29 protein-coding genes and 1 tRNA gene are annotated in these 25,161 nt (G+C 65.9%); 21 read left to right on the plus strand and 9 right to left on the minus strand.

Annotated elements, in window-relative coordinates; translation table 11 throughout:
* Positions 1 to 74: 74 nt before the first annotated feature.
* Positions 75 to 758 (plus strand): hypothetical protein, encoded by a 684-nt coding sequence (locus tag JQ617_RS36840; RefSeq protein ID WP_212030629.1) that lies wholly within the window; start codon positions 75 to 77, stop codon positions 756 to 758.
* A gap of 150 nt (positions 759 to 908) precedes the next feature.
* Here the strand turns inward: JQ617_RS36840 and JQ617_RS36845 are convergent, their stop codons facing one another.
* From JQ617_RS36845 to JQ617_RS36865, 5 genes are all read right to left on the minus strand, one after another.
* A complete protein-coding gene (locus JQ617_RS36845) occupies positions 909 to 1,397 on the minus strand; it encodes a hypothetical protein (RefSeq protein ID WP_212030630.1) in 489 nt (162 codons plus the stop codon).
* 100 nt (positions 1,398 to 1,497) lie between these two features.
* Positions 1,498 to 1,899 (minus strand): SRPBCC family protein, encoded by a 402-nt coding sequence (locus tag JQ617_RS36850; RefSeq protein WP_212030631.1) that lies wholly within the window; start codon positions 1,897 to 1,899, stop codon positions 1,498 to 1,500.
* 181 nt (positions 1,900 to 2,080) lie between these two features.
* Positions 2,081 to 2,440, minus strand: a complete 360-nt coding sequence (locus JQ617_RS36855) for a VOC family protein (RefSeq protein ID WP_212030632.1) — start codon at positions 2,438 to 2,440, stop codon at positions 2,081 to 2,083.
* 55 nt (positions 2,441 to 2,495) lie between these two features.
* Complete coding sequence (locus JQ617_RS36860) at positions 2,496 to 3,335, minus strand: helix-turn-helix transcriptional regulator (protein WP_212030633.1); 840 nt, start codon at positions 3,333 to 3,335, stop codon at positions 2,496 to 2,498.
* Positions 3,336 to 3,431: 96 nt separating this feature from the next.
* The gene (locus JQ617_RS36865) at positions 3,432 to 4,010 is read right to left on the minus strand and encodes a methylated-DNA--[protein]-cysteine S-methyltransferase (RefSeq protein WP_212030634.1); all 579 of its coding nucleotides are present in this window, start codon (positions 4,008 to 4,010) and stop codon (positions 3,432 to 3,434) included.
* A gap of 171 nt (positions 4,011 to 4,181) precedes the next feature.
* Here JQ617_RS36865 and JQ617_RS36870 point away from each other — a divergent pair.
* From JQ617_RS36870 to JQ617_RS36940, 15 genes are all read left to right on the plus strand, one after another.
* Positions 4,182 to 4,255 (plus strand) — tRNA-Gly (locus tag JQ617_RS36870).
* Between the two features lie 295 nt (positions 4,256 to 4,550).
* Positions 4,551 to 5,081, plus strand: coding sequence for a DsrE family protein (locus JQ617_RS36875; protein ID WP_249157819.1), 531 nt, complete (start codon positions 4,551 to 4,553; stop codon positions 5,079 to 5,081).
* Positions 5,082 to 5,105: 24 nt separating this feature from the next.
* Complete coding sequence (locus JQ617_RS36880; RefSeq protein WP_212030635.1) at positions 5,106 to 6,170, plus strand: TAXI family TRAP transporter solute-binding subunit; 1,065 nt, start codon at positions 5,106 to 5,108, stop codon at positions 6,168 to 6,170.
* A 26-nt stretch (positions 6,171 to 6,196) separates the two neighbouring features.
* The gene (locus JQ617_RS36885) at positions 6,197 to 6,979 is read left to right on the plus strand and encodes a hypothetical protein (protein ID WP_249157820.1); all 783 of its coding nucleotides are present in this window, start codon (positions 6,197 to 6,199) and stop codon (positions 6,977 to 6,979) included.
* Between the two features lie 146 nt (positions 6,980 to 7,125).
* Positions 7,126 to 7,707: a helix-turn-helix domain-containing protein gene (locus JQ617_RS36890; RefSeq protein WP_211414939.1), complete on the plus strand. Its 582-nt coding sequence runs from the start codon at positions 7,126 to 7,128 to the stop codon at positions 7,705 to 7,707.
* Positions 7,707 to 8,219 carry a GNAT family N-acetyltransferase gene (locus JQ617_RS36895; RefSeq protein ID WP_212030637.1) on the plus strand — a complete coding sequence of 171 codons (513 nt, stop codon included), beginning with the start codon at positions 7,707 to 7,709 and terminating at the stop codon, positions 8,217 to 8,219. The genes JQ617_RS36890 and JQ617_RS36895 overlap by 1 nt, the downstream gene beginning before the upstream one ends.
* A gap of 2 nt (positions 8,220 to 8,221) precedes the next feature.
* Positions 8,222 to 8,686, plus strand: a complete 465-nt coding sequence (locus JQ617_RS36900) for a GNAT family N-acetyltransferase (protein WP_212030686.1) — start codon at positions 8,222 to 8,224, stop codon at positions 8,684 to 8,686.
* A gap of 101 nt (positions 8,687 to 8,787) precedes the next feature.
* The gene (locus JQ617_RS36905) at positions 8,788 to 9,843 is read left to right on the plus strand and encodes a LacI family DNA-binding transcriptional regulator (RefSeq protein WP_212030638.1); all 1,056 of its coding nucleotides are present in this window, start codon (positions 8,788 to 8,790) and stop codon (positions 9,841 to 9,843) included.
* Positions 9,844 to 9,924: 81 nt separating this feature from the next.
* The gene (gene xylB / locus JQ617_RS36910; RefSeq protein WP_212030639.1) at positions 9,925 to 11,379 is read left to right on the plus strand and encodes a xylulokinase; all 1,455 of its coding nucleotides are present in this window, start codon (positions 9,925 to 9,927) and stop codon (positions 11,377 to 11,379) included.
* A complete protein-coding gene (xylA, locus tag JQ617_RS36915; RefSeq protein WP_212030640.1) occupies positions 11,380 to 12,702 on the plus strand; it encodes a xylose isomerase in 1,323 nt (440 codons plus the stop codon).
* A gap of 12 nt (positions 12,703 to 12,714) precedes the next feature.
* On the plus strand, positions 12,715 to 13,473 hold the full coding sequence (locus JQ617_RS36920; protein ID WP_212030641.1) for an ATP-binding cassette domain-containing protein: 759 nt from the start codon (positions 12,715 to 12,717) through the stop codon (positions 13,471 to 13,473).
* A complete protein-coding gene (locus JQ617_RS36925; RefSeq protein ID WP_063686451.1) occupies positions 13,473 to 14,543 on the plus strand; it encodes an ABC transporter permease in 1,071 nt (356 codons plus the stop codon). Before JQ617_RS36920 ends, JQ617_RS36925 begins: the two co-directional genes overlap by 1 nt.
* Before the next feature lie 94 nt (positions 14,544 to 14,637).
* A complete protein-coding gene (locus tag JQ617_RS36930; protein ID WP_212030642.1) occupies positions 14,638 to 15,570 on the plus strand; it encodes a sugar-binding protein in 933 nt (310 codons plus the stop codon).
* Between the two features lie 102 nt (positions 15,571 to 15,672).
* The gene (locus tag JQ617_RS36935) at positions 15,673 to 16,650 is read left to right on the plus strand and encodes an aldo/keto reductase (RefSeq protein WP_212030643.1); all 978 of its coding nucleotides are present in this window, start codon (positions 15,673 to 15,675) and stop codon (positions 16,648 to 16,650) included.
* A gap of 3 nt (positions 16,651 to 16,653) precedes the next feature.
* The gene (locus JQ617_RS36940) at positions 16,654 to 17,502 is read left to right on the plus strand and encodes an amidohydrolase family protein (protein WP_212030644.1); all 849 of its coding nucleotides are present in this window, start codon (positions 16,654 to 16,656) and stop codon (positions 17,500 to 17,502) included.
* A 193-nt stretch (positions 17,503 to 17,695) separates the two neighbouring features.
* Here JQ617_RS36940 and JQ617_RS36945 read toward each other — a convergent pair whose 3' ends face one another.
* Positions 17,696 to 18,061: a nuclear transport factor 2 family protein gene (locus tag JQ617_RS36945; RefSeq protein ID WP_212030645.1), complete on the minus strand. Its 366-nt coding sequence runs from the start codon at positions 18,059 to 18,061 to the stop codon at positions 17,696 to 17,698.
* Positions 18,062 to 18,295: 234 nt separating this feature from the next.
* Here JQ617_RS36945 and JQ617_RS36950 point away from each other — a divergent pair, with 234 nt between their 5' ends.
* Positions 18,296 to 19,099: a hypothetical protein gene (locus JQ617_RS36950; RefSeq protein ID WP_212030646.1), complete on the plus strand. Its 804-nt coding sequence runs from the start codon at positions 18,296 to 18,298 to the stop codon at positions 19,097 to 19,099.
* A 1-nt stretch (position 19,100) separates the two neighbouring features.
* Here JQ617_RS36950 and JQ617_RS36955 read toward each other — a convergent pair whose 3' ends face one another.
* The 3 genes from JQ617_RS36955 to JQ617_RS36965 all read right to left on the minus strand — a co-directional run bounded on the left by JQ617_RS36955 (position 19,101) and on the right by JQ617_RS36965 (position 22,163).
* A complete protein-coding gene (locus JQ617_RS36955) occupies positions 19,101 to 19,451 on the minus strand; it encodes a RidA family protein (RefSeq protein WP_063686455.1) in 351 nt (116 codons plus the stop codon).
* A gap of 133 nt (positions 19,452 to 19,584) precedes the next feature.
* Positions 19,585 to 20,502, minus strand: a complete 918-nt coding sequence (locus JQ617_RS36960; RefSeq protein WP_212030687.1) for a CE1 family esterase — start codon at positions 20,500 to 20,502, stop codon at positions 19,585 to 19,587.
* A 2-nt stretch (positions 20,503 to 20,504) separates the two neighbouring features.
* Positions 20,505 to 22,163 carry an FAD-binding dehydrogenase gene (locus JQ617_RS36965; protein ID WP_212030647.1) on the minus strand — a complete coding sequence of 553 codons (1,659 nt, stop codon included), beginning with the start codon at positions 22,161 to 22,163 and terminating at the stop codon, positions 20,505 to 20,507.
* A gap of 265 nt (positions 22,164 to 22,428) precedes the next feature.
* Between JQ617_RS36965 and JQ617_RS36970 the strand changes: the two genes are divergently transcribed.
* The 4 genes from JQ617_RS36970 to JQ617_RS36985 all read left to right on the plus strand — a co-directional run bounded on the left by JQ617_RS36970 (position 22,429) and on the right by JQ617_RS36985 (position 25,055).
* The gene (locus JQ617_RS36970) at positions 22,429 to 22,950 is read left to right on the plus strand and encodes a hypothetical protein (RefSeq protein WP_212030648.1); all 522 of its coding nucleotides are present in this window, start codon (positions 22,429 to 22,431) and stop codon (positions 22,948 to 22,950) included.
* A gap of 198 nt (positions 22,951 to 23,148) precedes the next feature.
* Entirely contained in the window at positions 23,149 to 23,274 is a 126-nt protein-coding gene (locus JQ617_RS40315) for a hypothetical protein (RefSeq protein ID WP_283842106.1), read from the plus strand.
* A gap of 24 nt (positions 23,275 to 23,298) precedes the next feature.
* Complete coding sequence (locus JQ617_RS36980; protein WP_063686459.1) at positions 23,299 to 23,889, plus strand: SCO family protein; 591 nt, start codon at positions 23,299 to 23,301, stop codon at positions 23,887 to 23,889.
* Between the two features lie 218 nt (positions 23,890 to 24,107).
* Positions 24,108 to 25,055, plus strand: coding sequence for an ABC transporter substrate-binding protein (locus JQ617_RS36985; protein WP_212030649.1), 948 nt, complete (start codon positions 24,108 to 24,110; stop codon positions 25,053 to 25,055).
* Positions 25,056 to 25,161 lie beyond the last annotated feature (106 nt).

Genomic DNA, 25,161 nt, shown 5'->3' on the forward strand with positions numbered 1-25,161 from the left:
TGCGCCATGCCGAAGGCTCCGCGCCAGCTCCTGGCGACAAGTTCGCCGCGAGTTCATCAGCACGGAAAGCCACCATGACCTCGATTTCGGCGCTCTCCTCCCATCACCACGCGTCACCATTGCAAAGACTGCAGGACGAACTGCAGGCGGAAGTCGATTCCGGCGCGATCAGCTCGACCGATCAGTCGGCGTTGTCGTCCGCGCTCGGCGACATCGACTCCGCCCTGCAATCGAGCAGGACGAGCGATCAGTCGAGCGGCTCCCGCCTGTCGCCGGACGAGTTCGCCTCCAGGATCGACGATCTCATCCAGCAGGAAGTGTCGAGCGGCAAGCTGACCGACCAGCAGGCCACCGAGCTGCAGGGTGTGTTCAAGGCGGCGTTCTCCCATGGTCCGGGTGGACCCGGCGGAGCAGGTGGCCCGCCGCCCGGACCGCCGCCGTCTGGCGGATCTTCGGCCGGTGGCACGGACAGCTCGTCGAGCGGCAATCCGCTGGTGGATCTGCTGCAGCAATTCCTACAGTCGCTGACGAGCTCGTCCACCGATCCGACCTCGTCCAGCACGACCGGATCGAGCAACCCGACGACCGGGAGCAACACGAAGGGTTCGTCCGGCACCACGTCGGCGACGCAGCTGCTGCAGCAATTTCTCCAATCGCTGCAGGACTCGTTCGCCGACCACACTTACGACGCAGGATCGACCGATGCGGCGACTACAAACGCGTCGGTGTCCGGCGTCCTTCTCAACGATCGGATCTGATACCGGCGACGCCCCCATTCGCAGGCCAGGTGCAACCATCCTTCGTGCCCCGCGAAGGGTGGTTGCCTCGTTGTCTGCACGGCAGGTCTCGTGGCCCGGATGGCGCGCAGTGCAATCCGGGGATCCATCCTTGTGGCGATATGCTTCGTTCTAGCGATGCCTGTGACGGCGATGGCCGCCGCCGACATTGGCGAGCCGCATCAATTGCGGGATCATCGCCATCATGTCGCCGCCACCGGAGCCGCCGAGCATGCCCATGATATCGCCGCCGCCCATGCCGCCGAATCCGGCCGGCATCGTGCCGCCGCCCATCGGCGCGTAGCCGCCGTAATTGGGCGCGCCGAAGCCGCCGCCGAGGCCGCCAAGACCTCCACCGCTGCCCATCATGCCACTGAGCCCGCCGCCGCCGTTCTCCATCATGCGGCTCATCATCGGGCCCATGGTCTGCATCAGCATGGCGAAGCGGCGCTTGCCCATCTTCGCCTTCATCATCTCCAGCATCGGCGCCATCTGGGTCATCATGTCCTCGCCGCCGGCACCTCCGCCGCCGAGGAACTGCGCCTTTGCCGGCACGCTCGAAATCGAAAACAGCAGCAACACGGCGGCTGCCTGGCAGATCACCTTGTCCGCACCTCTCATCGCATGCTCCTCGCGTGCGTGGCGCTGCCGGGAGAGCAGAGCCAACCGGACGCACGCGGGCATGCTTACGGCCGGGAAGGGCGCGGCTCTGTGAGAAATATCACGCAGCCGCCGCGGGGAACGCGCGGTGGATGGCGGCGACGGCGTCCTTCGTCTGGCCCTGGACGTAAGGGGCCAGCTCGTTCGGCAGCATGTCGATGATCCAGACCAGCCGGCAGCGCGCCTCGCCCTCGGCGATCACCTGCACCGAGGCGCTGTAGTGCTTCAGCCGCTCATTGTTGATGGCATAGACCAGGCGCTGCCGCGCGTCGTCGCAATCGACAAGCACCTCGCGCGCCACCGAACCGTTGGCGAAGGTGACGATACGTGCATCGCCATCGAGCGTGCAGGCGGTGACGAAGCCCGGCGCCAGCCGCTCGGGCAGCGCGCCGAAATCACGCACCGCATCCCAGACGTCGCGGGCGGGGGTGTTGAGGGGAATGTCGTTGTGGATGGAGGCCATGGGAGTTTCCTATGATGTCGGAGGGCGCGATCGAGGGATCATTTCAGGTGTCATCGCCCGGCTTGACCGGGCGATCCAGTATTCCAGAGACCGCTGTGATTGAATCGAGAAGCCGCGGCGTACTGGATGCCCCGGTCAAGCCGGGGCATGACAGCGCGTGTTGTGGTGAGAGCTACTGCGCTCACACGCAAACCGCCTCGACGTTATTCCCATCAGGATCGATCAGGAACGCCGCGTAGTAAGTCGGGCTGTAATCCTTGCGCGGCCCGGCGCCGCCATTGTCGCGGCCGCCGCTCTTGAGGCCCTCGCTGTGAAACGCCTTGACCGCGTCATGGTCCTTGGCGCGAAAGGCGATATGCGCGCCGTCGGCCTTGCGGCCCTTGTTCAGATGCAGCCACAGCGCGGGCTCGCCCTTCGGCCCGAAGCCGGCATAGCCGTCGCCGCTTGAGCACAGGACATAGCCGAGCGGCGCCAGCACCGCGGTGTAGAAGCGCGTGGCGGCGTCGAGGTCGGCAACGCGCAATCCGATGTGGTCGTACATGATCGTCTCCATTGCAAAGCGCGCCGCAACTGGCGCGCGCCGGAGACGACCCTAGTCAGTTCAGGGCAAGCCGCTCTTGGAGAATCTTGCGCTCGCCCTTCGAGGCCTGCCGGAACTTGGTCGGCGACACGCCGGCGGCGCGGTGGAAGGTGCGGACGAAGTTGGAGAGATCGCCGAAGCCGACGTCGTAGGCGATGTCGGTGACGGGGATGTCGTCCTCGGTCAGCCGACGCGCAGCGTGGCGCAGTCGCGAGCGCACCAGATATTGATGCGGGGTGACGCCGAGCACGCTTGAGAACAGCCGCAGGAAATGGAACGGGCTGAGGCCGGCCTGCTTTGCTGCCTGTTCGAGGTCGAGCTCGGCATGCGAATTGTCGTCGATCCACAGCGCGGCTTCGACCGCGCGGCGGCGGTCTCGCGCGGTCGGTGTGGCCGGCTTGCGCGCCTTGCCGGAGACAACGTCGATGAAACGGCCCGCAAGAATTTGGCCGATCTCGTCGAGACCCAAGTCGCTGTTGCCATCTGCTGCCGTCTGGGCGAGCTCGCCCAGCACCATCAGCTCGGGCAGCGGCGGTGTCGCGCCGACCCGCCAGATCTCGCGCTGTCCGCCGATTGCATCGACCAGGCTCTCACTGAAGAAGAAGCCGAGGCAGACGTCGCCTGAGACATGCTCGTGCGTGCAGGTGTATTCCTCGCCGGGGGCGCCGACCAGCATCGAGCCCGCCACCAGCTCGAAGAAGCCGGCACGGCAATGGCAGCCAAAACTGCCGGAACGCACATAGGCGATGGAATGGCCGGTGCGGCATTCCGCAAACGGCGTGTCGTCCGGTCCCGCATCGCAGCGAAACTCGGAGACGGTGATCGATCGTGTCGTCAGCAGCGTGGTGGCATCCATGCCGCGTTATCTAGGGATGATCCGGGCAAGTGTGTAGCGGGTGCCCGACAAGATCATGTCCAAAAATCAAAGCCAGGGTGCGATCAGGATCCCGTCCTAGCCAGGTGCGCGCGGCGGAGCGACGGGCAGCAGCACGTCGAACAGCGTCTTGCTGGCGACCGGATGGGCGCCCTCGAGCGACAACAGCCGCCGCTTGGAGATCACCCCGCCATAGGGCGAGAGCCGGTCGGTGTAATTGCCGGCCTCCAGCACGCGGTGGCAGGGCACGATCAGCATGTAGGGATTTTTGGCGATGGCCTGCGCCACCGAATGCGCGGCGCCGGAGGCGCCCAGCGCCCTGGCGATCTCGCGATAGGTGCGCGTCTCTCCGCGCGGGATCGTGCAGGTGTATTCGTAGACCCGCCGGTTGAAGCCGGGTACACCGCCGGCATCGAGGCTGACCTCGGAGAAATCGGGATCGCTGCCTTGCAGCAAGGCCACGATGCCCTCGATCGCAAGCTCGGTATTGAGCGGCGGCTGCTGCTCGCGCGCCTCGGGATGGACCTGGAAAATCCGGCGGCGGGTGTCGATCTCCCGCGCCTCCGGCAACTGCACGGCGACAATGCCGGTGCCGCTCCAGATGATGCCGCAGCGCCCTATCGCCGTGTTGAATATCGTATAGCCACGCCCCGCCATGCACACGCCCCACTCAGTGCACGTTTTCCCCCGACGGTTGGATCATAACACCGCCACAATCCGGCGCACCCAAAATCTTGCCAAAACGTTAAGAAGCATCCGGCTGCCTGCGCCAAACCGCTTGGCGAGGCGCGCCGTCTCGGCTAATCAGGACAGGCGCGAAGCGCATCTGCGGGCGTAGTTCAATGGTAGAACGGCAGCTTCCCAAGCTGCATACGAGGGTTCGATTCCCTTCGCCCGCTCCAAGCCGTCTACTCCGGCGCAATCACCCGATTGGCCCGTTGGTCTTGTGACCTGAAATCTCCCTGCGGCCTCGAGCCTTCCGCCACGGCTCGTCGCGCTGATGTCGCCCGCGCTTAATCCATTGCGCTTAGCACGAACTGCAGTCTGTCGGCAGACCACCGCGGAGTTCATGTTTCGTGGTCGGGCGCCGCCCACGCAGATTCACGCGCAGCATCAACAGGCCGGCACAACAGCCGCATCGAGATCGAACGAGTTGCACCGCATGTAAAGCGCAAAACCCAGGACGGGAGATGGTCCATGCCTGATGCACGAATCCTTGTCGTCACAGCCATGATTGCCACATTCGCGATCAGCCCGGCGCATCCGATGACCCCGACGCAACAGCAGCAGGGTTCTGCGATCTCGGCGCGAGCCATGGTCCCGAAGAAGCAAGCCGTCCGCCCGGCCAAGCCGGCGCCGCACCGGCTTGTGATCCAGGTCAACCAGAACGATCCCGCCGTGATGAATCTGGCGCTCAACAACGCGACCAACGTGCTCGACTACTACCGCAAGAAGGGTGAGGACGCCGACGTCGAGATCGTGGCGTTCGGCCCCGGGCTGCACATGCTGCGCAAGGACACGACGCCGGTTGCCGACCGCATTCACGCCATGAACGAGCTCGCCTTCCCCAGCAAGGTCCGCTTCGCCGCATGCGGCGTCACAAGAGAAGGGATGGAGAAGAAGGAAGGCAAGCCGCTGGAGCTGCTGCCGGAGGCGTCCATGGTGCCCTCCGGCGTCGTCCACATGATGGAGCTGCAGGAGAAGGGCTGGAGCTACGTCCGGCCGTAGACAGGTGAAGCATGGGAGGCCGCGATGATGCGCAAGCTTCTGTTCATACTGGGCCTGTCGTTGCTCGCGCTGCCTGCTTTCGCGCAGAATGCCAACAGGGCCGGCGGTGAAAAACGCTCCGTTGAGCGCGCTGCACCTGCACCGGCGCGCGTCAGCCGCGCCGCGCGACCTGTTCAGCCGCGCAGCGCGGAAGCCGAGGTGAGGGACCGCATCAACGCCGGCTCGGTCGGCCTTGCCGCCGGATTGCTGGAAGGCGCGCCGCTCCGCTTCGCCACCGAGATCTCGCGCGTCGTCAACGAAGGCGGCAAGGTGAAGGTGCTTCCGATCGTGACGCGCGGGCCGACCGAGAACGTCAACGATCTCCTCTATCTCAAGGGGATCGACGTCGCGATCATCAACAGCGATTCGCTCGATGAGTACCGCGCCCAGGTGCCGGAGATCGGAACCCGTATCGTCCATGTGATGAACCTGTTTCCGTCGGAGCTGCACGTCTTCGCGCGTCCGGAAATCAAATCGCTCGCCGACCTCGCCAGCAAGAAGGTGAACTTCAACACGCAGGGCACCGCCGCCGCCTATTCGGGTCCGCTCATTTTCAGCCGTCTCGGTATCGCCGTCGAGAAGACCTTCGTGCCGCACCCCGTTGCGCTCGAGCAGATGCGCAAGGGCGAGATGGCGGCCGTGGTCTTCGTCACCTCCAAGCCGGTGGACGCGTTCGTGAAGCGCAAATGGGACGAGGGCTTCAAGTTCCTGCCGGTCCCCTTTGGCCCTGGATTGATCGATTATTACGTGCCGGCTGCGCTGACGTCGGCCGACTATCCGGCACTGGTGCCGGCGGGAGAAGCGATCGAGACGATCGCGGTGCCGACCGTTCTGGTCGCCTATAACTGGACCCCGGGTTCGCCGCGCCACGACCGCGTGACCGCCTTCGTGAACGAGCTGTTCGGCAAGCTCGACGAGCTGCGCGTGTCCGGCTTCGATCCGAAATGGAAGGACGCCGATCCCCAGGCCAGCGTACCCGGACTGCAGCGCCTGAAGGCGGCCGAGAGTTGGCGCGACCCGCAGATGGCCAATCGTACGGCGCGTCCATGAAGCGGCTCGCCGCTCTCCTGTTCGCCATGATCGAGATCGCGGAAGCCCACGGTCAATCCGCGTCCAGCACCCTCAAGGGCCTGGACGAGTGCTTCGCGCAGACACGCAACGCCGAGGCTGCCTGCGATCAGGTCGGCAGCGACAACGCGGCGCGTCTCGGCTGCAGGTTGAAGGCGCACAGCGCGGAGAAGCAATGCCTCGATCGTCTGTTTGCCGGCAAGGACGAGGCCGGGCCGACTGGCGAAGTGCCTGCGAAGCCGCGCGTCCGTGCGCCGCCCGGGCCGGCCACATCCGAGCCGCCGGCGGCGGCGGCTCGTCCCAATCAGGATGATCAGACCGCAGCATTGCCGGCCGCACGGGGATGGCTGATCAGCGAGACCTCGTCGCCGCGCGACTTCTCGCCGCTGTTCGTGGCCAAGCTGTACGCGCTTCTTCCTGTTCCCGCCGACGCGCCCCAGACCTTGGTCCTGCGATGCCGGAACCAGCGGACCGAGATATCCCTTGGCGCGAGCGGCGTCTGGCACGCCTCGCGCGGCGGTGACGTCGAGGTCGTGATGTCCTCCGATCAGGCGGCGGCAAGAGCGCTGCGCTGGCGATTGGCAGTCGATGGCCGCACCGCCTTCATGGCTGACGATCCGGTCGATCTGATCCGCGCGCTCGATGGCGGGCGGATGTCGGTTGCCGTGACCGACGGCACGGGGCGCACCCTCAGCGCGACCTTCGACCTCGCCGGTATCGATAGTGTCCGCGCCAGACTTGCGAATGTCTGCCGCTGGCCGAATGCGACGCTCGAATCCCGAGGCCGGTGACGGCATCCGGCTTGCGGCCGTGCTGCGTCGCGCTAAGATTCCAATATATTAGCTTTACGCGCCCGGCACGTGCGCCTCGCCCGGCTTAAGCTGCCCTCGCCCTGACGGGTGCGGTCCTCGTGTCGGGCGATGTTCGGATGACAATCATGGACCAGCAGAAACTCGACCGCGCGATCGGTCGTCGCTTGAAAACGCTCAGGACGCAGGCGGGCATGACGTTGAACGAACTCGCAGGCCGCTCCGGCGTCAGCCGGGCCATGATCGGGCGGGTGGAGCGGGCGCAGAGCAGTGCGACCGCGGCACTGCTCAACAAGCTCTGCGCGGCGCTCGACGTCACCCTCAGCGACGTCGTCGCGCTCGCGGAGAAGCCGCCGGAGCGCCTGATGCGGCTCGCCGACCAGCCGCATTGGCGCGATCCCGACAGCGGCTACCGCCGGCGCCACGCCTCGCCGCCGGATGCGGCCAGCGGCATCGAGATCATCGTCGTCGACCTGCCGGCCGGCGCGCGCGTGTCCTACAGCCCGTGGGGCCGCAACGCCTTCACCCAGCAGCTCCTGATGCTGGAGGGCGCGGTCTGTGTGCATATCGACGCCAAGACCGTGCGCCTGCGCGACGGCGACTGTCTCGACTTCGACGTGATGCGCGCCGTGACATTCGAGAACGAAACCAAACAGGACGCGCGCTACGTCATCATCACGCGGCGCGGCACGTCTTACGGGAAAATGTGATGCCGCTGGTCGTACGGGATGCCACGCTCGAAGATGCGGAGGATATTCTCGCCATCTACAATTACGCCGCGGTCCACACCACGGCGGTCTGGACCGACGGCCCGGCCGATCTCGCCTCGCGGCGCGCATGGATGTCCGCGCGGCAGGAGGCTGGCTACCCCGTGCTGGTCGCGATGAAGGGCAGGGACGTGGTCGGCTTCGCGTCATTCGGCGATTTCCGCCCCTTTCCCGGCTATCGCCACACGGTCGAGAACTCCATCTATGTCGACCAGCGGCACCACCGGGCGGGCATCGGCCGCAGCCTGATGATCGCGCTGATCGAGCGCGCCACGCTGCTGAACAAGCACATCATGGTTGCGGCGATCGAGGGGTCGAATTCCGCCTCGATTGCGCTGCACGAATCGTTTGGCTTCGCCGAGGTCGGCCGTTTGCCTGAAGTCGGCTGCAAGTTCGGCCGCTGGCTCGATATGGTCTTGATGCAGAAGCAACTGGCAGGTGACGTCAAGCCATGACGATGCAGATCCGCACCGGCGACACTTTCGATCCGCGCGTCATCGCGCTACTCGATTATCACGTCACGGCCGCACGGGCGCAGACCGCGCCCGGCAGCGCCCATGCGCTCGACCTCGCGGGGCTCCGCGCCAGCGACGTCGCGTTCTGGACCGGCTGGGACGGCGAGACACTGGTCGCCACCGGCGCGCTGAAGGCGCTCTCGGGCACCCACGGCGAGGTGAAGTCGATGCACACGCTGCAGACCACCCGGCGGCGCGGCTTTGGCGGCAAGATGCTTCGCCACATCATCACGGAGAGCCGCGCGCGCGGCTTGAGCCGGCTCAGCCTCGAGACCGGCTCGTGGGATTATTTCAAGCCGGCGCACGCGCTCTACCAAGCGCACGGCTTTGTGCTCTGCGGCCCGTTCGAGGGCTATGTCGAGGATCCCAACAGCCTCTTCCTGACGCTGGATCTGACCTCGGGCTGACTTGCCGGCTTGGCTGGCCCGATTCAACCCGGGCACGAAAAGGCTCCCTCGCCCCTCAAAATGAGTTGCGTACCTCAAAACACCTCTGCTAGCCTTCAGCCATGGCCGAGACGCTCACCACCGCCGCGCTGACGCTGAAGGACATCGCCCGCGAGGCGGGTGTTAGTCTGGCGACGGTCGATCGCGTGCTGCACAACCGCCCGGGCGTGCGGCCGGACACGGTCCGCCGCGTCAGGGAGGCGATCGACCGCAATGCCTTTCAACCGCATGTGGCGGCCGCCGAGCTCGCGCGCAGCCGGGCCCGGCGCTTCGCCTTTGTGATGCCGTCGGGGCCGAACCCGTTCATGCAGCAGATCGAGGCCTATCTCGGCGAGATGTCCACCTGGCTTTCGGCCCGCCGCCTCAAGGTCGAGATGATCGCCACCGACGTGTTCGATCCGTCCGTGCTGGCCGCTTCGCTGGAGGCGCTGTCCGGCGACTACGACGGCGTTGCCGCGGTGGCGCTGGATCATCCGACGGTTCGCGCGGCCATCAACGACCTCGTCGATGCCGGCACCAAGGTGGTCACGCTGGTCTCGGACGTGCCGTCGTCGCGCCGTCACCATTATGTCGGCATCGACAACATCGCCGCGGGGCGCACCGCCGGCGCGCTGGTCGGGCGATTGGCCGGCGGGCGCGCGGGCAAGGTGGCGGTCGTCGCGGGGTCGCAGGGCCTGCGCGACCACGCCGAGCGCATCTTCGGCTTCAACCAGGTGATGGCCGCCGAATTCCCGGGCCTCAGCGTGCTGCCGGTGCTCGAAGGACGCGACGAGGATGCGCGCTCGGAGCAGGTGCTGGCGCGGTTGTTGGGCAGGCATGCTGACATTGTCGGCCTTTATAACGTCGGCGCCGGCACGCAGGGCGTCGCCAAAGCGCTGACTGACAAGGCGTTGAGCGAGGCCGGCCGCGACAAGGTCGTCTTTGTCGGGCACGACGTCACCGCGTTGACCCGCCGGCTGCTGCTGCAGGGTGTGATGGATGCCGCGATCTCGCAGAACCCAGGACATGAGGCGCGCGCCGCCGTGCGCGTGCTGCTGGCGCTCGCCCGCGGCGAGCCGATCCTGCGCGAGCAGGAGAAGATCAGGATCGACATCGTGATGCGGGACAACCTGCCTTAGCGGCAGCGGGACGTCGAACAGCAATTTGCGGGAAAGGCGGCACCAAGCCCGCCAACCGCGACAGGCAAGAGGGAGGGTGGTGTGTATCTCGGACTGGACATCGGCACATCCGGTGTGAAGGCGGTGCTCGTCAACGATGCCGGCGCGGTGATCGCGACGGCGTCGCGCGAGCTTGCGCTGTCGCATCCCGCGCCGCTGTGGTCCGAGCAGGATCCCGAGGCCTGGGTCGCGGGCGCGGTCGGCGCGGTCGACGATCTCGCCAGCCGCCATCCGCGCGAGGTCGCTTCGGTCGCCGGCATCGGGCTGTCGGGCCAGATGCACGGCGCGACGCTGCTCGGCGAGGATGGCCGGCCGCTGCGTCCCGCCATCCTCTGGAACGATGGCCGTTCGCAGGCCGAATGCGTCGCGCTGGAGCGGCGCTGTCCGTCGCTGCACATGATCGCCGGCAATCTGGCGATGCCCGGCTTCACCGCGCCAAAGCTGCTCTGGGTCGCGCGACACGAGCCGAAAATCTTCTCGCGCATCGCAAAGGTGCTGCTGCCGAAAGCCTATGTCCGCTATCACCTGACCGGCGAGATGGTCGAGGACATTTCGGATGCGGCCGGCACGTTGTGGCTCGATGTCGGCGAGCGCCGTTGGTCGGCGCTGCTGCTGCACGCAACCGGCCTCGATCTCCACCACATGCCGCGCCTCGTCGAGGGCAGCGAGGTCAGCGCGGTGCTCGCGCCGGACTACGCGCAGCGCTGGGGCATGGCGAAAAACGTCGTGGTAGCCGGCGGCGCCGGCGACAACGCGGCGAGCGCGATCGGGCTCGGCGCGATTGCGCCCGGCGATGCCTTCCTCTCGCTGGGAACGTCGGGCGTGCTGTTCCGCGTCACCGACCGCTTCGCGCCGGCGCCGGCGTCCGCCGTCCATGCCTTCTGCCACGCGCTGCCCGGGCTCTGGCACCAGATGGGCGTGATGCTGTCGGCGGCGGCGTCGCTCGCCTGGCTCTCCGGCGTGATGGAGACACCCGCCGCGGCGCTTCTCGCGCCGCTCGGCGAGCGTGTCGACGGGCCGAGCCCGATCAAATTCCTGCCCTATCTCGATGGCGAGCGAACGCCGCACAACGATGCCGCCGCCAGCGGTGCCTTCGTCGGCCTGCGCGGGGCGACCTCCCGCAGCCAGATCGTCCAGGCCGTGCTCGAGGGCGTCGCCTTCGCGGCGCGCGACAATCTGGCGGCCTTGAGCGCGGCGAGCGGGCCGATCGGCGAAGTCGATCTCGTCGGCGGCGGCTCGCGCTCGCCGCTGTGGGCGCAGATCTGCGCCGACGTGCTCGGCATTCCCGTCCACCGCGTCGAGGAAGGCGAGGTCGGCGCTGCGCTCGGCGCCGCCAGGCTCGGCCGGCTTGCCGCCACCGGAGAAGATCCCGCCGCGGTCTGCACCCGCCCGCGGCGGCTTGCGAGCTTCGCGCCTCGCCCATCCGTGACCGCCGCCTATGACGAGGCCTATCGCAGCTGGCGCGCGCTCTATCCCGCATTGAAGGAGACTCTTTAAGTGAACGCGTCAGCCAAATTCTTCGATGCAACCACGCCCATCGCCTTTGCCGGCAAGGATGCGGCGAACACGCATGCCTTCCGCTGGTACGACAAGGACCGCATCGTCCACGGCCGCAGGATGGAGGATCATCTGCGCTTTGCGGTCTGCTACTGGCATTCGCTGTGCTGGCCGGGCGGCGATCCCTTCGGCGGCGAGACCTTCCTGCGGCCCTGGCATCACGGCACCGATGCGATGGCCATGGCGCGCGCCAAGGCCGATGTCGCCTTCGAGCTGTTCCGGCTGCTGGATGTGCCGTTCTTCACCTTCCACGACGTCGATGCGGCGCCGGAAGGCAATTCGCTCGGCGAGTCCGTGGCCAACCTCAACGCCATCGCCGATGTCTTCGAGGCGAAGATGGCATCAGCTAAGGTTCGCCTGCTCTGGGGCACCGCGAACCTGTTCACGCATCGCCGCTACATGGCGGGCGCAGCGACCAATCCGGACCCCGATGTCTTCACCTACGCGGCCGGCCAGGTCCGCGCCGCACTGGAGGTGACGCACCGGCTGGGCGGGCAAAACTATGTGCTGTGGGGCGGCCGCGAAGGCTACGAGACGCTGCTCAACACCGATCTGAAACGCGAGCTCGACCAGCTCGGCCGCTTCATCTCGCTCGTGGTCGAGCACAAGCACAAGATCGGCTTCAAGGGGCCGCTCCTGATCGAGCCGAAGCCGAAGGAGCCAACCAAGCATCAATACGACTTCGACGTCGCCACCTGTTACGGCTTCCTCGAACGTTATGACCTGCTCAAGGACGTCAAGCTCAACATCGAGCAGAACCACGCCATCCTCGCCGGCCACTCCTTCCACCACGAGGTCGCGCTGGCCGAGGCGCTCGGGGTGTTCGGCTCGCTCGACATCAACCGCGGCGACGATCTGCTCGGCTGGGACACTGACCAGTTCGCGATGAATGTCGGCGAGCTGGCGCTGGTGTTCCACGAGATCCTGAACCGTGGCGGCTTCACCACGGGTGGGCTCAATTTCGACGCCAAGATCCGCCGCCAGTCGATCGATCCCGATGATCTCATCCACGCCCATGTCGGCTCGATGGATGCCTGCGCCCGTGCGTTCCTCGCCGCCGCCGACATGCTCGATGCAGGCGCCCTGACCGCGCCGCTCGCCACGCGCTACGACGGATGGGCCGGCCCCGAGGGCCGCGCCATTCTCGGCGGCCAGCGTTCGCTCGCCGATCTCGCCGACCGCGCGATGGGCGCCGGATTCGATCCGCAGCCGCGCTCGGGACGACAGGAATATCTGGAATCCCTGGTCAACCGCTACGTCTGAGGAAGGCCGCTGATGGCAAGCGCTGACACGACACCGGTCCTCGAACTCTCCGGCATCGGCAAGGAGTTCGGCGCGATCCGCGCGCTGCACGACGTCGACATGCAGGTCCTTCCGGGCGAGGTGGTCGGCCTGATGGGCGACAACGGCGCCGGCAAGTCCACGCTGGTCAAGATCATCGCCGGCAACTTCCGCCCGACCCATGGCGAGATCCGCTTTGCCGGCAGCGCGGTTCACTTCAATCGCCCTGTCGACGCGCGCGCCGTCGGTATCGAGGTGGTCTATCAGGACCTCGCACTCGCCGACAATCTCACCGCGGCGGCCAACGTGTTTCTCGGCCGCGAGCTGAAGCGCAAATTCGGTCCCATCGCACTGCTCGACCACAAGGCGATGGCGGCGCGTGCGCTGGAGCTGTTCGGCGAGCTGCGCTCGGAGACGCGGCCCGACGATCTCGTCAAGCAGATGTCGGGCGGCCAGCGCCAGGCGGTCGCGATCGCGCGTACGCGCCTCTCCAATGCGCGGTTGGTGATGATGGACGAGCCGACCGCCGCGATCTCGGTGCGCCAGGTCGAGCAGGTGCTCGGGCTGATCCACCGGCTGAAGGAGCAGGGCGTCGCCGTGATGCTGATCTCGCACCGCATGCCCGACGTGTTCGCGGTGTGCGACCGCGTCATCGTCATGCGCCGCGGCGAGAAGCGGGCCGACAAGCCGATCCACGAGACCTCGCCGGAGGAGGTCACCGCCCTCATCACCGGCGCGAAGGAGGCGGCGTGATGGCCATGCCCATGGAATCCCCGATCACATTCTCCAATGTCGGCAAGATCAGATGGTGGCAGCGCGGCATCTTCGCCTCGCAGACCGGCTACGTGCTGCTCGCGCTGGCGGTGCTGCTGGTGATCATGCATTTCGCCAGCCCGTACTTCTTCACCCAGGGCAACATGCAGAACGTGGCGAAGAATTTTTCCTTCATCGCCATCGCCACGCTCGGCGTCACCTTCGTCATCATCACCGGCGGCATCGATCTGTCGGTGGGATCGATGATGTGCTTCTCCGCCATGATCACCTCGATGGTGATGACCGAGCTGTCGGCGCCGGGCTCGCCGCTGGTGCATATGGCCGCCGACGGCAAGACCGTGCTGGCCAACGTGCCCGGCCTGATCCTGCTGATCTCGATCCTCGCAGGCCTCGGCGTCGCGCTGATCGCGGGCCTCGTCAACGGCTTCTGCATCGCGGTGCTCGGCCTGTCGCCCTTCGTCACCACGCTCGGCATGCTCTCGATCGTGCGCGGGCTCGGCTATGTCGTCTCCAACGGCCGCGGCAGTTTCCCGGGCGGGCCGGATGCCGACTATTTCTACGCGCTCACCTCGGGCGACGTGCTCGGCGTGCCCGCGCCTTTCATCTATCTGGTGATCCTCGCGCTGGCGATGGCGGTGGTGCTGCACCACAGCGCGTTCGGCCGCCACGTCTTCGCGCTCGGCGGCAACGAGAAGGCGGCCGAGCTCACCGGCATCCCCGTGGTGCGGGTGAAGATCGAGGTCTATGTGATCTGCGCGCTCGCTGCGGGCCTCCAGGGCATCATCATCTCCGGCTGGCTCGGATCGGCGCCGGCCAACATGGCGACCTCCTACGAGCTTAACGTGATTGCCGCGGCCGTGATCGGCGGCGCCAACCTTGCCGGCGGCATCGGCGGCCCGCTCGGCGCCATCGTCGGCTGTGTGCTGCTCGAGGTGATCCGCAACGGTCTCGTGTTGGCGCAGGTCTCCTCCTACTGGCAGCAGACGCTGGTGGGCGTGATCATCATCCTGGCCGTGCTGGTCGATCGCATCCGTTCGCGGATGACCTGACGTGAAATCATCCCGGGGAGGCAACGAAAACGCCGCCTGTCCGCTTCCCGGGCGCTTTCGAGAGGATAGGCACCAAACAAGGGTGGAGGAGACAATGAGGAAACTTCTTCTGGCCGGCATCGCCGTTGCGATGATGGCGACGCCGGCGTTCGCCGCGAACTACCGCTTCGTGATCGTGCCCAAGGCGATGAACAATCCGTTCTTCGACTTCGCGCGCGACGGCTGCCTGAAGCGCGCCAAGGAGCTCGGCAACATCGAGTGCATCTACAAGGGGCCGGTGGAGCACGAGCCGGCGACGCAGGCGCAGATCATCCAGGACTTCGTCACCCAGAAGGTCGACGGCCTCGCCATCTCGGTCGCCGACGTCGCGGCCATGACCAAGTCGATCGAGGCGGCGACCGCGGCCGGCATTCCCGTCATCACCTTCGATGCCGATGCGCCCGGCTCCAAGCGCATCGCCTATATCGGCACCAACAACAAGGAGTTCGGTGTCGCGCTCGGCAAGCAGCTCCTGAAGATGCGGCCCGACGGCGGCAAATACGCGATGGTCTCGGGCGGTCCCGGCGCCAAGAACCTTGCCGAGCGCGTCGACGGCGTGCGCGAGGCGCTGAAGGGCTCGAAATGGACCGAGGTCGCGGGCTCGCCGACCTTCTGCAACGACGATCCGGCGCTGGCGGTCCAGCAGATGACGGACATGCGCACCGCAACGCCCGATCTCGCCGCCATCGTTCCCATCGGTGGCTGGCCGATGTTCGCGCCCGAAGGTTTCAAGGCCTTCGCCAGCAGGAACAAGAAGGACATTGATGCCGGCAAGTTCACGCTGGTCGTCGCCGATACGCTGAAGATGCAGCTCGAGCTGCTGCGCGACGGCTATGCCAATGCGCTGGTCGGCCAGCGCCCGTTCGAGATGGGCGAGAAGGCGATGGACACGCTGCTCGCGATCAAGAAGGGCGAGAAGGTGCCGGAGATCGTCTACACCGGCCTCGACCTCGTCACCAAGGACAACGTCGCGCAGATGTTGAAGTAGGAGCGCTCGCCAGCCCCCGCGCTCCTGCATGCCTCCCCCGCTTGCGATTTCCGCAAGCGGGGGAGATGATTTGAACGATTGGAATGAAGTAAGGCAATGGGAATGAAGCGCGCACGGCTCGGCTCTCTCGACGTCACCTCGATCGGTCTCGGTTCTGCCCCGCTCGGCGGATTGTTCAGCCCGGTCAGCGATGCCGATGCGGAAGCGACGGTCGCGCGCGCCTGGTCGGCCGGCGTCCGCTTCTTCGACACCGCGCCGCTCTACGGCTTCGGCCTCGCGGAACGGCGGCTCGGCGCGTTCCTGCGGCAACAGAAGCGCGAGTCCTATGCGATCTCGACCAAGGTCGGCCGCCTGCTGCGCGCCCCCGACAGCGGCGGCGCGGAGGACGAGCACTACAAGGGCACGTCGCGCGAGCGGCCGGTGTTCGATTTCAGCTATGACGGCGTGATGCGCTCGGTGGAGGAAAGCCTTGCCCGCCTCGGGCTCGACCGCGTCGACGTGCTCCTGGTGCACGATCCCGACGACCATTACGACGACGCCGTGTCCGGTGCCTTCCGCGCGCTCCAGCGTCTGCGCTCCGACGGCACCGTCAAGGCGATCGGCGCCGGCATGAACCAGTCCGAGATGCCGGTCCGCTTCGCGGAGGCCGTGCCGGTCGATTGCTTCCTGCTCGCCGGCCGCTACACGCTGCTGGACCAGGGCGCGCTGGATGCGCTGTTTCCGGTCTGCAAGGCGAAGAACATCGGGATCCTGCTCGGCGGCATTTACAACAGCGGCATCCTGGCGAACCCGCAGACAGGCGCGAAGTTCAACTATCAGGATGCGGATGCAGCACTCGTTGCGCGGGCCCTCGCGCTCGACGAGCTCTGCCGCAAGCACGGCACCGAGCTGAAGGCCGCCGCGCTGCAGTTCTGCATGGCCCATCCGGCGGTGACCGTCGCGGTGCTGGGCGCACGCAACGCCGGCGAGGTCGCCGACAACATCGCGATGTCGGAGAGGGCGGTCCCGGCGTCGTTCTGGCAGGAGCTGCGTGCGCGAAATCTCGTCGATGCCCGGGCGCCGCTGCCGGGCGGTGCGTAGACCATGATCATCGACGCCCATCAGCATTTCTGGGATCCCGAGCGCGCCGACTATCCCTGGATGAACGCGCCCGAGCTCGCGCCGATCCGCCGCGCCTTTGGCCCGGCCGATCTCGCGCCGCTGCTGAAGGCGAACGGCATCGACGGGAGCATCGTCGTGCAGTGCCGTTCCGCGCTGGAGGAGACCGAGGAATTTTTGCGGATCGCGCATGTGACGCCGTCTGTCATCGGCGTCGTCGGCTGGGTAGATCTGACCGACGGCGATCTCGGCGACACGCTGGACCGGCTGCGCGCGTCGCCCGGCGGCAACAAGCTTGTGGGCATCCGTCACCAGGTACACGACGAGCCTGATCCCGACTGGCTTCTGCGCGAAGACGTCAAGCGCGGCCTCACCGCAATGTTTGCCCGCGATCTCGCCTATGATTTCCTCGTCCGTACCCGCGAACTGCCCGCCGCGATCGCAACCGCGCAGGCCTTCCCTCAGGCGCGCTTCGTGCTCGACCACGCGGCAAAACCGCCGATCGCCGATGGCGGTAGCGCCGAATGGTCCGAGCGCATCGCAGCGCTCGCCGCCTGCGGCAATGTCTGGTGCAAGATCTCCGGGCTCGCGACCGAAGCGGTTTGGAACGACTGGGACGCGGAGCGACTGTTTCCATTCGTCGCGCATGCGGCAAAGTGCTTCGGCGAGGATCGTTTGATCTACGGCTCGGACTGGCCGGTGTGCCTGCTGGCGGGCAGCTACGGCGAGATCAAGGGCGCGCTGGACGCGTGCCTGGCGAAGCTCGGCCCGGCCGTGCGCGAGAAGGCGTTCGGGGCGAATGCGAAGGCTGCGTATCGGCTGGGGATGGGCTGAGACACAAACTCGCTGCACCTTCTCCCCTTGCGGGAGAAGGTGGCGCGAAGCGCCGGATGAGGGGTTGTCTCCCCCAAACTCACCTCTTAAGATTCTTGTGCCGATAGACACCCCTCACCCCGGTGAGCCTGTGTCTACCGGCAGTGATGCCCTCTCCCGCAAGGGGAGAGGGCGCAGTCATGCGCGCGCCCCCTCACGCCCCCGCGGGCACCTGGTCCAGAAATCCCGTCACGCTCCTGATCCGCCCGTCCTTCAGCACGGCGAAGTCGGTCCCCTTGATCGGGCTGTCGACACCGTCAGGGCCGAGCCCCCACGAGAAACGCACATGGTCGCCGTAGCCGTTGGGCTCGCCGATCAGCTTGAACCGGAAATCCGGAAAGCGCTGCTGCACGCCCGAGATCAGCGCGTCGATGCCATCGGGGCCGTCGCCCTTCATCAGCGGATCGACATAGCTGGCATCGGCCGTCCAGGTCTCGCTCAGCAGCTCGCGCCGGCGGCCCGGCGTGCGTTCGTTCCAGAGATCGATGTAGCAGTGGGCGATGGCGATGTGGTCGGTCATGTAGCTCTCCTTCGATGACGCCGTCTCCGGCTGACCGTCACTATCGAAGGTTCGCGCGCGCGGATCGATTACCTCGGAGGTCATCGTCGCGCGCAATAACGCTGCGCAGGCTTACTTTACCACCTCAGTATGATTGGAGATGAGAACACGTTTAGATGGCGGCATAATGAAATTCGTGTTAAAGATGCATTTTTCAGTCAGTAATTTGGTGGAGCGATGCCATATGATTTCCCTGTGAATGGCGACGTCATCTTTACATCCGACGATCGTCTTGTCTTAGCCACCCAGACGTTACTCCGCGGTCGCAGGGCAAAATGGTCGCATGTGATGATCACCATTAGCCAGGCCGGCGCACTACATTCGATTCCCAAGAAGGGCGTGGCAATCGAGGGATGGGATACTCTCTTTGCGACAAGGCGATTTGGCGACGGAAGGATGAAGGCCTATCGTTCGCCGAACGTGGACTATTTCGGGCTCCCCGTGTTTCAAGAAGCGCAAACCACGTACGGAGCAAAATATAACTCCGTCTTCATATTTCGTAATCTTCCGGTACTTCGACGCTTCTTCTTGCGAAGCTTCTTCTGTTCGGAGCTGGCGGCCGAATTTCTCTCCAAGCATGGAGTGGGCGGTGACAAGGCGTCCATGCGCATTTTTCCAATCGATCTAGAGCAGATACTTGAACGTCAAGGATGGACCGACGTCTCGCACGTCTACGAGAGCGTGCTCTCGGGCAAAACGGCCGTGCCGGAAATCGATAGAGATATGTTGCAGAGAATGCGCGACGTGATCGAACTTTTGCAGATGTCGGAAAGGCAGAGGACGCAGGCTGCTGACCTTGGGCGAAGAACTCGCGAATTCATGGACCTGCAGATGACCAAACTAAATCGCTCTGTCACGGAGCTACAGGAGAATACCAAGAAATATTCTGGTGATCGGAATCAAGGCTCGCTGGCGGAAGGGAAGAAGAAGCCCCGCGGTCGCGGAGCTTCTGCCTTGTTGGCTACTCTCGCCGCATTTTGGCGGAGAACTCGGCGCTAGATTACTTCGCCGCGGTCACCATGATCTCGACGGTGTATTGCGCGGCCGCCAGCTTGGCTTCGACGGTGGCGCGGGCCGGAGTGTTGCCGGGGGAGACCCAGGCGTCCCACACGGCATTCATCTCGCCGAAGGTCTTCATGTCGGTGATGTAGATCGTGGCCGAGAGCAGCTTCGACTTGTCGGTGCCGGCCTTGGCGAGATGGCCGTCGATCGTCTTCAGGATGTCCTGGGTCTGCTTGGTCACGCTTTCGCCGGCCGCATTGTTGGCGACGACGCCGGCGAGATAGACGGTGTTGCCGTGCACGACGGCCTGGCTCATGCGCGGGCCGGTTTCGAAACGCTGAATGCTCATTGGGGATCTCCTGCTGGAATGGCGGCCCTGTCTAGCGCAGCGCGCCGCGATCAGCCACCCCGGGCACGCATGCGTTGCCGGGCACGCATGCGTTGCCCCGGCATGCATGCGTCGCTGGCAACGCATGCGCCGCTCACGGAAAATGGCTGAAGAATGTCCAGATCGTCTCGGCGCCGTCGATGTCGGCGTTCTGCGGCCCGAGCAGGCTGGTGGCGACCCGCGGGAAGCGAGCATCCGGCGCAAAGCCGGGCATGCGGTGGCCGCCATGATTGACACGGTAGAGCACGACGTCGTGTCCCGCAGGGCAGCGCGAGGTGATCCGGGTGACCGTGGACTGGTCCGCGGGATTTTTGTGGGGCAGGTCGACGGTGGCGGCATCGTCCGTCTCGCAGCCATTGAGCTTGCGCCAGAACGCCAGCGTGTCCTCGGTCGACCAGAATCCGTCTGCGGCAAAATAGCTCGATCCGCGGCCGCCGGCATAGGGGACCAGCGGGTCTGCGGTGCTGTTCATGAGCAGCATCGGCAGCGGCCGCGACGGATGGCAGGTGACGGCGGCCTCGTCGGTGAGGTTCATGATCACGCTGGCGCCGGCCGCGAACAGGTCGGCGCGCGCACAGACGAGAGTCATCGCCATCGCCCCGCCGTTGGAGATGCCGGCGACATAGACGCGCTTTGGATCGGCGGTGCCGTTCGCCACCAGCTTCTCGACGAGCTTCGCGATGAAGCCGATATCGTCGGTGCCCACGGGCGGGCCGCGGAGCGCGGGGCCCGCCTTGGTCCGCGCATCGGCCCAGGCATGGTTGAGGCCATCGGGAAACACCACGGCAAAGCCTTCGCGCTTGGCGACCTGCGGCCACGCCGTTCGCGCGACCATGTCGGCGCCGCGCTGGGTCTTGCCGTGCAGCACGACCACCAGCGGCACAAGCCGCTTCGCCGGCAGTTGCAACGTATAGGAGCGCTTCACGCCGTTGACGTCGATGGTGTCGGCGGATGCGACCGGGGCTGCGTTCAATGCCGCAAGGCACACCCCGATCTGCATCCACCGCCGCATCATCATCCCACCGCCTTCGCCGCCGCACGCCCGGCATTGCGGCCCGAGAACAGGCAGCCGCCGAGGAAGGTGCCTTCCAGCGAGCGATAGCCGTGCACGCCGCCGCCCCCGAAGCCCGCGGCTTCGCCGACCGCGTAAAGGCCGGGAATGACGCTGCCCTCCGCGCCGAACACGCGGGAGTCGAGATCGGTCTCGAAGCCGCCCAGCGTCTTGCGGGTGAGGATGTTGAGCTTGACCGCGATCAGGGGCCCCTGCGCGGGATCGAGGATGCGGTGCGGCGAGGCGGTGCGGATCAGCTTGTCGCCGATATAGCGCCGCGCATTGTGGATGTTCATCACCTGCGCATCCTTGACGTAGGGATTGGCGATCTCGCGGTCGCGCGCTTCGATCTGCATCCTGATGTGCTCGAGCTTGAGCAGGTCGTTGCCGGCAAGCTTGTTCATCTCCGCCACAAGGTCCTCGATCTTGTCGCGCACGATGAAGTCGACACCATGGCTTTTGAAGGCTTCGACCGGCGCCGGCGCGCCCTTGTTGGTGGCGCGCTTGATCGTCATGCGCCAGCTCTTGCCGGTGAGATCGGGGTTCTGCTCCGAGCCCGACAGCGCGAACTCCTTCTTGATGATGCTCTGGGTCAGGACGAACCAGGAATAATCGTAGCCGGTGGACATGATGTATTGGAGCTGGCCGAGCGTGTCGGAGCCGGGGAAGAGCGGCGCCGGCAGCCGCGTGCCCGTGGCGTCGAACCACATCGAGGACGGGCCGGGCAGGATGCGGATGCCGTGGCGCGGCCAGATCGGATTCCAGTTCTGGATGCCTTCGACGTAGTGCCACATGCGGTCGCGGTTGATCAGCCGCGCGCCCGTCTTCTCGGTGATGCCGATCATGCGGCCGTCGACATGCTCGGGCACGCCGGAGATCATGAACTTCGGCGGATCACCCAGCCGCTTCGGCCAGTTCTGCCGCACCAGCTCGTGATTGCCGCCGATGCCGCCGGACGCCACGATCACAGCCTGCGCCTTCAGCGCGAATTCGCCGACCACGTTGCGCGACGAACTCTTGCCGCGCTCGATAGTGTCGGATGCGAGGATCGCGCCGCTGATGCCGTCCACGGTGCCGTTGGTGACGGAAAGCGCATCGACGCGATGCCTAAACTTGAAGCTGAGCCGGCCGCTCTTCATGGCCTCGCGGGCGCGGCGTTCGAACGGCTCGACGATGCCGGGACCGGTGCCCCAGGTGACGTGGAAGCGCGGTACCGAATTGCCGTGGCCCATCGCGTCGTAGCCGCCGCGTTCGGCCCAGCCCACCACGGGGAAGATGCGATGGCCCATCGCGCGCAGCCAACCGCGCTTCTCGCCGGCGGCGAAGGCGACATAGGCCTCGGCCCATTTGCGCGGCCAGAAATCCTCGTCGCGGTCGAAACCGGCGGTACCGAGCCAGTCCTGCATCGCGAGGTCGAAGGAGTCCTTGATGCCGAGCCGGCGCTGCTCCGGCGAATCGACCAGGAATAATCCGCCGAACGACCAGAACGCCTGGCCGCCGATCGACTGCTCGCCTTCCTGGTCGACCACGATGACGCGCTTGCCCGCATCGGCGATCTCCGTCGCGGCTACGAGGCCCGACAGTCCCGCGCCGACGACGATCACATCCGTCTGTTCAGCCATGTCCTTCCCCCTCCATCGGTTCCCCCCTGTAGTTGTCCGGATTGAAGCCAGCGGTTGCAACTGAGATCAAGGGCGCGGCGCGTAAGACCTCGTTAACTTGTTCCAGTTCGGGATTAAGTCCGTCCGAGTGCAGCGCCGACGCAACACTGGATTTGAATTTGTTTTGAGTCAGCCGGTCTGCCTAGACAAAACCTTGGTTACGACAGACGCTAGCTGTGCATCACCACCGGACACGCAGATTCGAATTCGACTGGGGCGGGGGACAATGAAGTTTCTGACGGGGTTGCTGGCGGCGGTTCTCCTGATCGCGGGCATGGGGGCTTCTCACGCGGTGGTTCGGATCGCGGATGACCGCGGCGGCCGGATTGGAACCTACGTCGACAAATACCAGGACCTCAGGCAATCGGGCGAGACCGTCATCATCGACGGGCTCTGCGCCTCGGCCTGCACCATCGTCCTCGGCGCCATCCCGCACGACCGCATCTGCGTGACCTCGAGCGCGACACTCGGCTTCCACGCCGCCTGGGATTTCGGCACCAATGGCCGCGCCGTCACCAATCCCGAAGCCACCCAGATGCTCTACGCGATGTATCCCTCGCAGGTGAAGCGCTGGATTAGCCAGCGCGGTGGCCTGACCCCCCACATGCTGTTCCTGAGAGGCAAGCAGCTCCAGGCCATGTACAAGCCTTGCTACCTGGACGCGCAGGCGTCGGCGATCAAGCCGGCACGCCGGCCCCTCCCGCAGGTGGAGCAGCTCGAGACCGCCCGCGGCCAGCTGCTGCACTGACGCCACAGGCTGACGGGATCGTTGAGCCCGCCAGCGGCGACGCCTTGCCTGCCAGCGGCGCCTTGCCCGCAGGCGGGCTAAAGCCTATCTGAAAGCCTTGGAACCGGGGCCTTCGCCCCCATCGTTGTCATGGCTCAACCCCTGCACTCCGCCCATCCCGTACAGGACAATTCGCCCACTGCCGGCCGGGCGTCATCCGTGCTGCTGTTGGCGGGCGCCGGCGTCGGCGGGCTCGTCGTGCTCGGCGTGCTCGCGCTCTGGTTCCACTACGGCAGCCAGGTGTTCTTCGAAATGATCAGGACCGGCTTCGCTGCCTGCTTCTGACCTCCGACAGGAAGTTTTCCGCTCATGAGTTCCGCCGCCCGTCCGCTGGTGATCGCGACCGCCTTCGCCGCAAGCCTCGTCCTCGGGCTCCTGATCATGTTCTGGGCCATGGGCGGGGTCAGCAAGGTGGCGCAGCCGGCCGCGATCGGCGGCCCGTTCCAGCTCACCGACCAGAACGGCAAGGCCGTCACCGACAAGAGCCTGAAGGGCAAGCCGACCCTGATCTTCTTCGGCTACACCCATTGCCCCGACGTCTGCCCGACCTCGCTGTTCGAGATCTCGGAGGTGCTGCGCGCACTGGGCAAGGACGCCGACAAGGTCAACGCCGTCTTCATCTCGGTCGATCCCGAGCGCGACACGCCGGCGACGATGAAGGACTATCTGTCCAGCTTCGATCCGCATCTGGAGGGCCTGTCCGGCGATCCCGCCGAGACCGCCAAGGTAATCACGTCCTACCGGGTCTATGCCAAGAAGGTCCCGACCAAGGACGGCGACTACACCATGGACCACACCGCCCTGATCTACCTGATGGACCGCGACGGCCGCTTCGTCTCGCCGTTCAACCTGAAGCGCACGCCCGAAGAGGCCGCGACGGACCTGAAGCGGTATCTTTGAAGGCTCGATTTAGGCGCAGTCCTCTCCACATCGTCATGGCCGGGCTTGTCCCGGCCATCCACGTTCTTGGCCAGGCGCGAGAATTCGTGGATGCCCGGGACAAGCCCGGGCATGACGGCTGAGAGACCATCACCCTGGCCAACATTCCCCACTCGCGTTCCCGGGTGGATGGTCTATAAGGCCCTCTGATCCCAACGAAATTCTTTGCTTTCCGGCCGATGGCTCCATCGCAACAGGCGAAATCGTTCAAATCCGTCCGTGGCTTGCTGGCAGGGCTGGCCGCCGGCCTGTGCCTGTTCGCGGGCCCGCCCGGCGCGCATGCCCAGGCCCCGGCCAAGCAGCCCCCGGCGGCACCCCAAGGGACATCGCAGGCGACCCCGCAGGTCGCGCCCCAGGCGGCCCCCCAGGCCGTGCCGGGCTTCTGGGACCCGCGGCGGCGGCCGGAGCGGCCTGACCTGTCGCGCCTGACCGTGATCCGCTTCCTGACCGAGACCGACTATCCGCCGTTCAACTACACCGGCGCCGACGGCAATCCGGCCGGCTTCAACGTCGATCTCGCCCGCGCGCTGTGCGAGGAGATCAAGGTCACCTGCACGGTGCAGATGCGCCGCTTCGAGACGCTGGTCGACGCGCTCACCTCCAACCGTGGCGATGCCATCATTGCCTCGATGGCGGTGAGCCCGCAGCTGCGCGCCCGCGTCGACTTCACCGATCCCTATTACCGGGTGCCGGCGCGCTTCGTCTCGCGCAAGGACGCGGTGATGCCGGAGATCCGCCCCGAATATCTCGAAGGCAAGAAGGTCGGCGCCATCGCCGGCTCCGCGCACGAGGCGTATCTGAAGGCGATGTTCACCGACGCCGAGCTGCACCCTTATCCCAACGACGATGCGATGCGCGCCGCGCTCCGCAAGGGCGAAGTCGACTTCATCTTCGGCGACGCCATCTCGCTCGCGTTCTGGATCAACGGGACCGATTCCGGCGATTGCTGCGCCTTCTCCGGCGGCCCCTTCGTGGAGAGCCGCTTCTTCGGCGAAGGCATCGGCATCGCCGTCCGCAAGGGCAACGACGTGCTGCGCCAGGCCTTGAACTGGGCCCTGTTCCGCGTCTGGGAAAAGGGCCGCTACACCGATCTGTGGCTGCGCTATTTCTCGGTGAGCCCGTTCTAATTCCGCTGCCTCTCCATCGTCATTGCGAGGAGCGCAGCGACGAAGCAATCCAGAACGTTTCCGCGGAAAGATTCTGGATTGCTTCGCTTCGCTCGCAATGACGGTG

It is taken from the genome of Bradyrhizobium sp. KB893862 SZCCT0404, from assembly GCF_018130885.1.
Taxonomy (GTDB): domain Bacteria; phylum Pseudomonadota; class Alphaproteobacteria; order Rhizobiales; family Xanthobacteraceae; genus Bradyrhizobium; species Bradyrhizobium stylosanthis.

What these genes read in the sequence shown, in the direction of transcription:
- JQ617_RS36840 (WP_212030629.1), top strand. Translation starts at nt 75, where the DNA reads ATGACCTCGATTTCGGCGCTCTCCTCCCATCACCACGCGTCACCATTG.
- JQ617_RS36845 (WP_212030630.1), bottom strand. Translation starts at nt 1,397, where the DNA reads ATGAGAGGTGCGGACAAGGTGATCTGCCAGGCAGCCGCCGTGTTGCTG.
- JQ617_RS36850 (WP_212030631.1), bottom strand. Translation starts at nt 1,899, where the DNA reads ATGGCCTCCATCCACAACGACATTCCCCTCAACACCCCCGCCCGCGAC.
- JQ617_RS36855 (WP_212030632.1), bottom strand. Translation starts at nt 2,440, where the DNA reads ATGTACGACCACATCGGATTGCGCGTTGCCGACCTCGACGCCGCCACG.
- JQ617_RS36860 (WP_212030633.1), bottom strand. Translation starts at nt 3,335, where the DNA reads ATGGATGCCACCACGCTGCTGACGACACGATCGATCACCGTCTCCGAG.
- JQ617_RS36865 (WP_212030634.1), bottom strand. Translation starts at nt 4,010, where the DNA reads ATGGCGGGGCGTGGCTATACGATATTCAACACGGCGATAGGGCGCTGC.
- JQ617_RS36875 (WP_249157819.1), top strand. Translation starts at nt 4,551, where the DNA reads ATGCCTGATGCACGAATCCTTGTCGTCACAGCCATGATTGCCACATTC.
- JQ617_RS36880 (WP_212030635.1), top strand. Translation starts at nt 5,106, where the DNA reads ATGATGCGCAAGCTTCTGTTCATACTGGGCCTGTCGTTGCTCGCGCTG.
- JQ617_RS36885 (WP_249157820.1), top strand. Translation starts at nt 6,197, where the DNA reads ATGATCGAGATCGCGGAAGCCCACGGTCAATCCGCGTCCAGCACCCTC.
- JQ617_RS36890 (WP_211414939.1), top strand. Translation starts at nt 7,126, where the DNA reads ATGGACCAGCAGAAACTCGACCGCGCGATCGGTCGTCGCTTGAAAACG.
- JQ617_RS36895 (WP_212030637.1), top strand. Translation starts at nt 7,707, where the DNA reads ATGCCGCTGGTCGTACGGGATGCCACGCTCGAAGATGCGGAGGATATT.
- JQ617_RS36900 (WP_212030686.1), top strand. Translation starts at nt 8,222, where the DNA reads ATGCAGATCCGCACCGGCGACACTTTCGATCCGCGCGTCATCGCGCTA.
- JQ617_RS36905 (WP_212030638.1), top strand. Translation starts at nt 8,788, where the DNA reads ATGGCCGAGACGCTCACCACCGCCGCGCTGACGCTGAAGGACATCGCC.
- JQ617_RS36920 (WP_212030641.1), top strand. Translation starts at nt 12,715, where the DNA reads ATGGCAAGCGCTGACACGACACCGGTCCTCGAACTCTCCGGCATCGGC.
- JQ617_RS36925 (WP_063686451.1), top strand. Translation starts at nt 13,473, where the DNA reads ATGGCCATGCCCATGGAATCCCCGATCACATTCTCCAATGTCGGCAAG.
- JQ617_RS36930 (WP_212030642.1), top strand. Translation starts at nt 14,638, where the DNA reads ATGAGGAAACTTCTTCTGGCCGGCATCGCCGTTGCGATGATGGCGACG.
- JQ617_RS36935 (WP_212030643.1), top strand. Translation starts at nt 15,673, where the DNA reads ATGAAGCGCGCACGGCTCGGCTCTCTCGACGTCACCTCGATCGGTCTC.
- JQ617_RS36940 (WP_212030644.1), top strand. Translation starts at nt 16,654, where the DNA reads ATGATCATCGACGCCCATCAGCATTTCTGGGATCCCGAGCGCGCCGAC.
- JQ617_RS36945 (WP_212030645.1), bottom strand. Translation starts at nt 18,061, where the DNA reads ATGACCGACCACATCGCCATCGCCCACTGCTACATCGATCTCTGGAAC.
- JQ617_RS36955 (WP_063686455.1), bottom strand. Translation starts at nt 19,451, where the DNA reads ATGAGCATTCAGCGTTTCGAAACCGGCCCGCGCATGAGCCAGGCCGTC.
- JQ617_RS36960 (WP_212030687.1), bottom strand. Translation starts at nt 20,502, where the DNA reads ATGCGGCGGTGGATGCAGATCGGGGTGTGCCTTGCGGCATTGAACGCA.
- JQ617_RS36965 (WP_212030647.1), bottom strand. Translation starts at nt 22,163, where the DNA reads ATGGCTGAACAGACGGATGTGATCGTCGTCGGCGCGGGACTGTCGGGC.
- JQ617_RS36970 (WP_212030648.1), top strand. Translation starts at nt 22,429, where the DNA reads ATGAAGTTTCTGACGGGGTTGCTGGCGGCGGTTCTCCTGATCGCGGGC.
- JQ617_RS36980 (WP_063686459.1), top strand. Translation starts at nt 23,299, where the DNA reads ATGAGTTCCGCCGCCCGTCCGCTGGTGATCGCGACCGCCTTCGCCGCA.
- JQ617_RS36985 (WP_212030649.1), top strand. Translation starts at nt 24,108, where the DNA reads ATGGCTCCATCGCAACAGGCGAAATCGTTCAAATCCGTCCGTGGCTTG.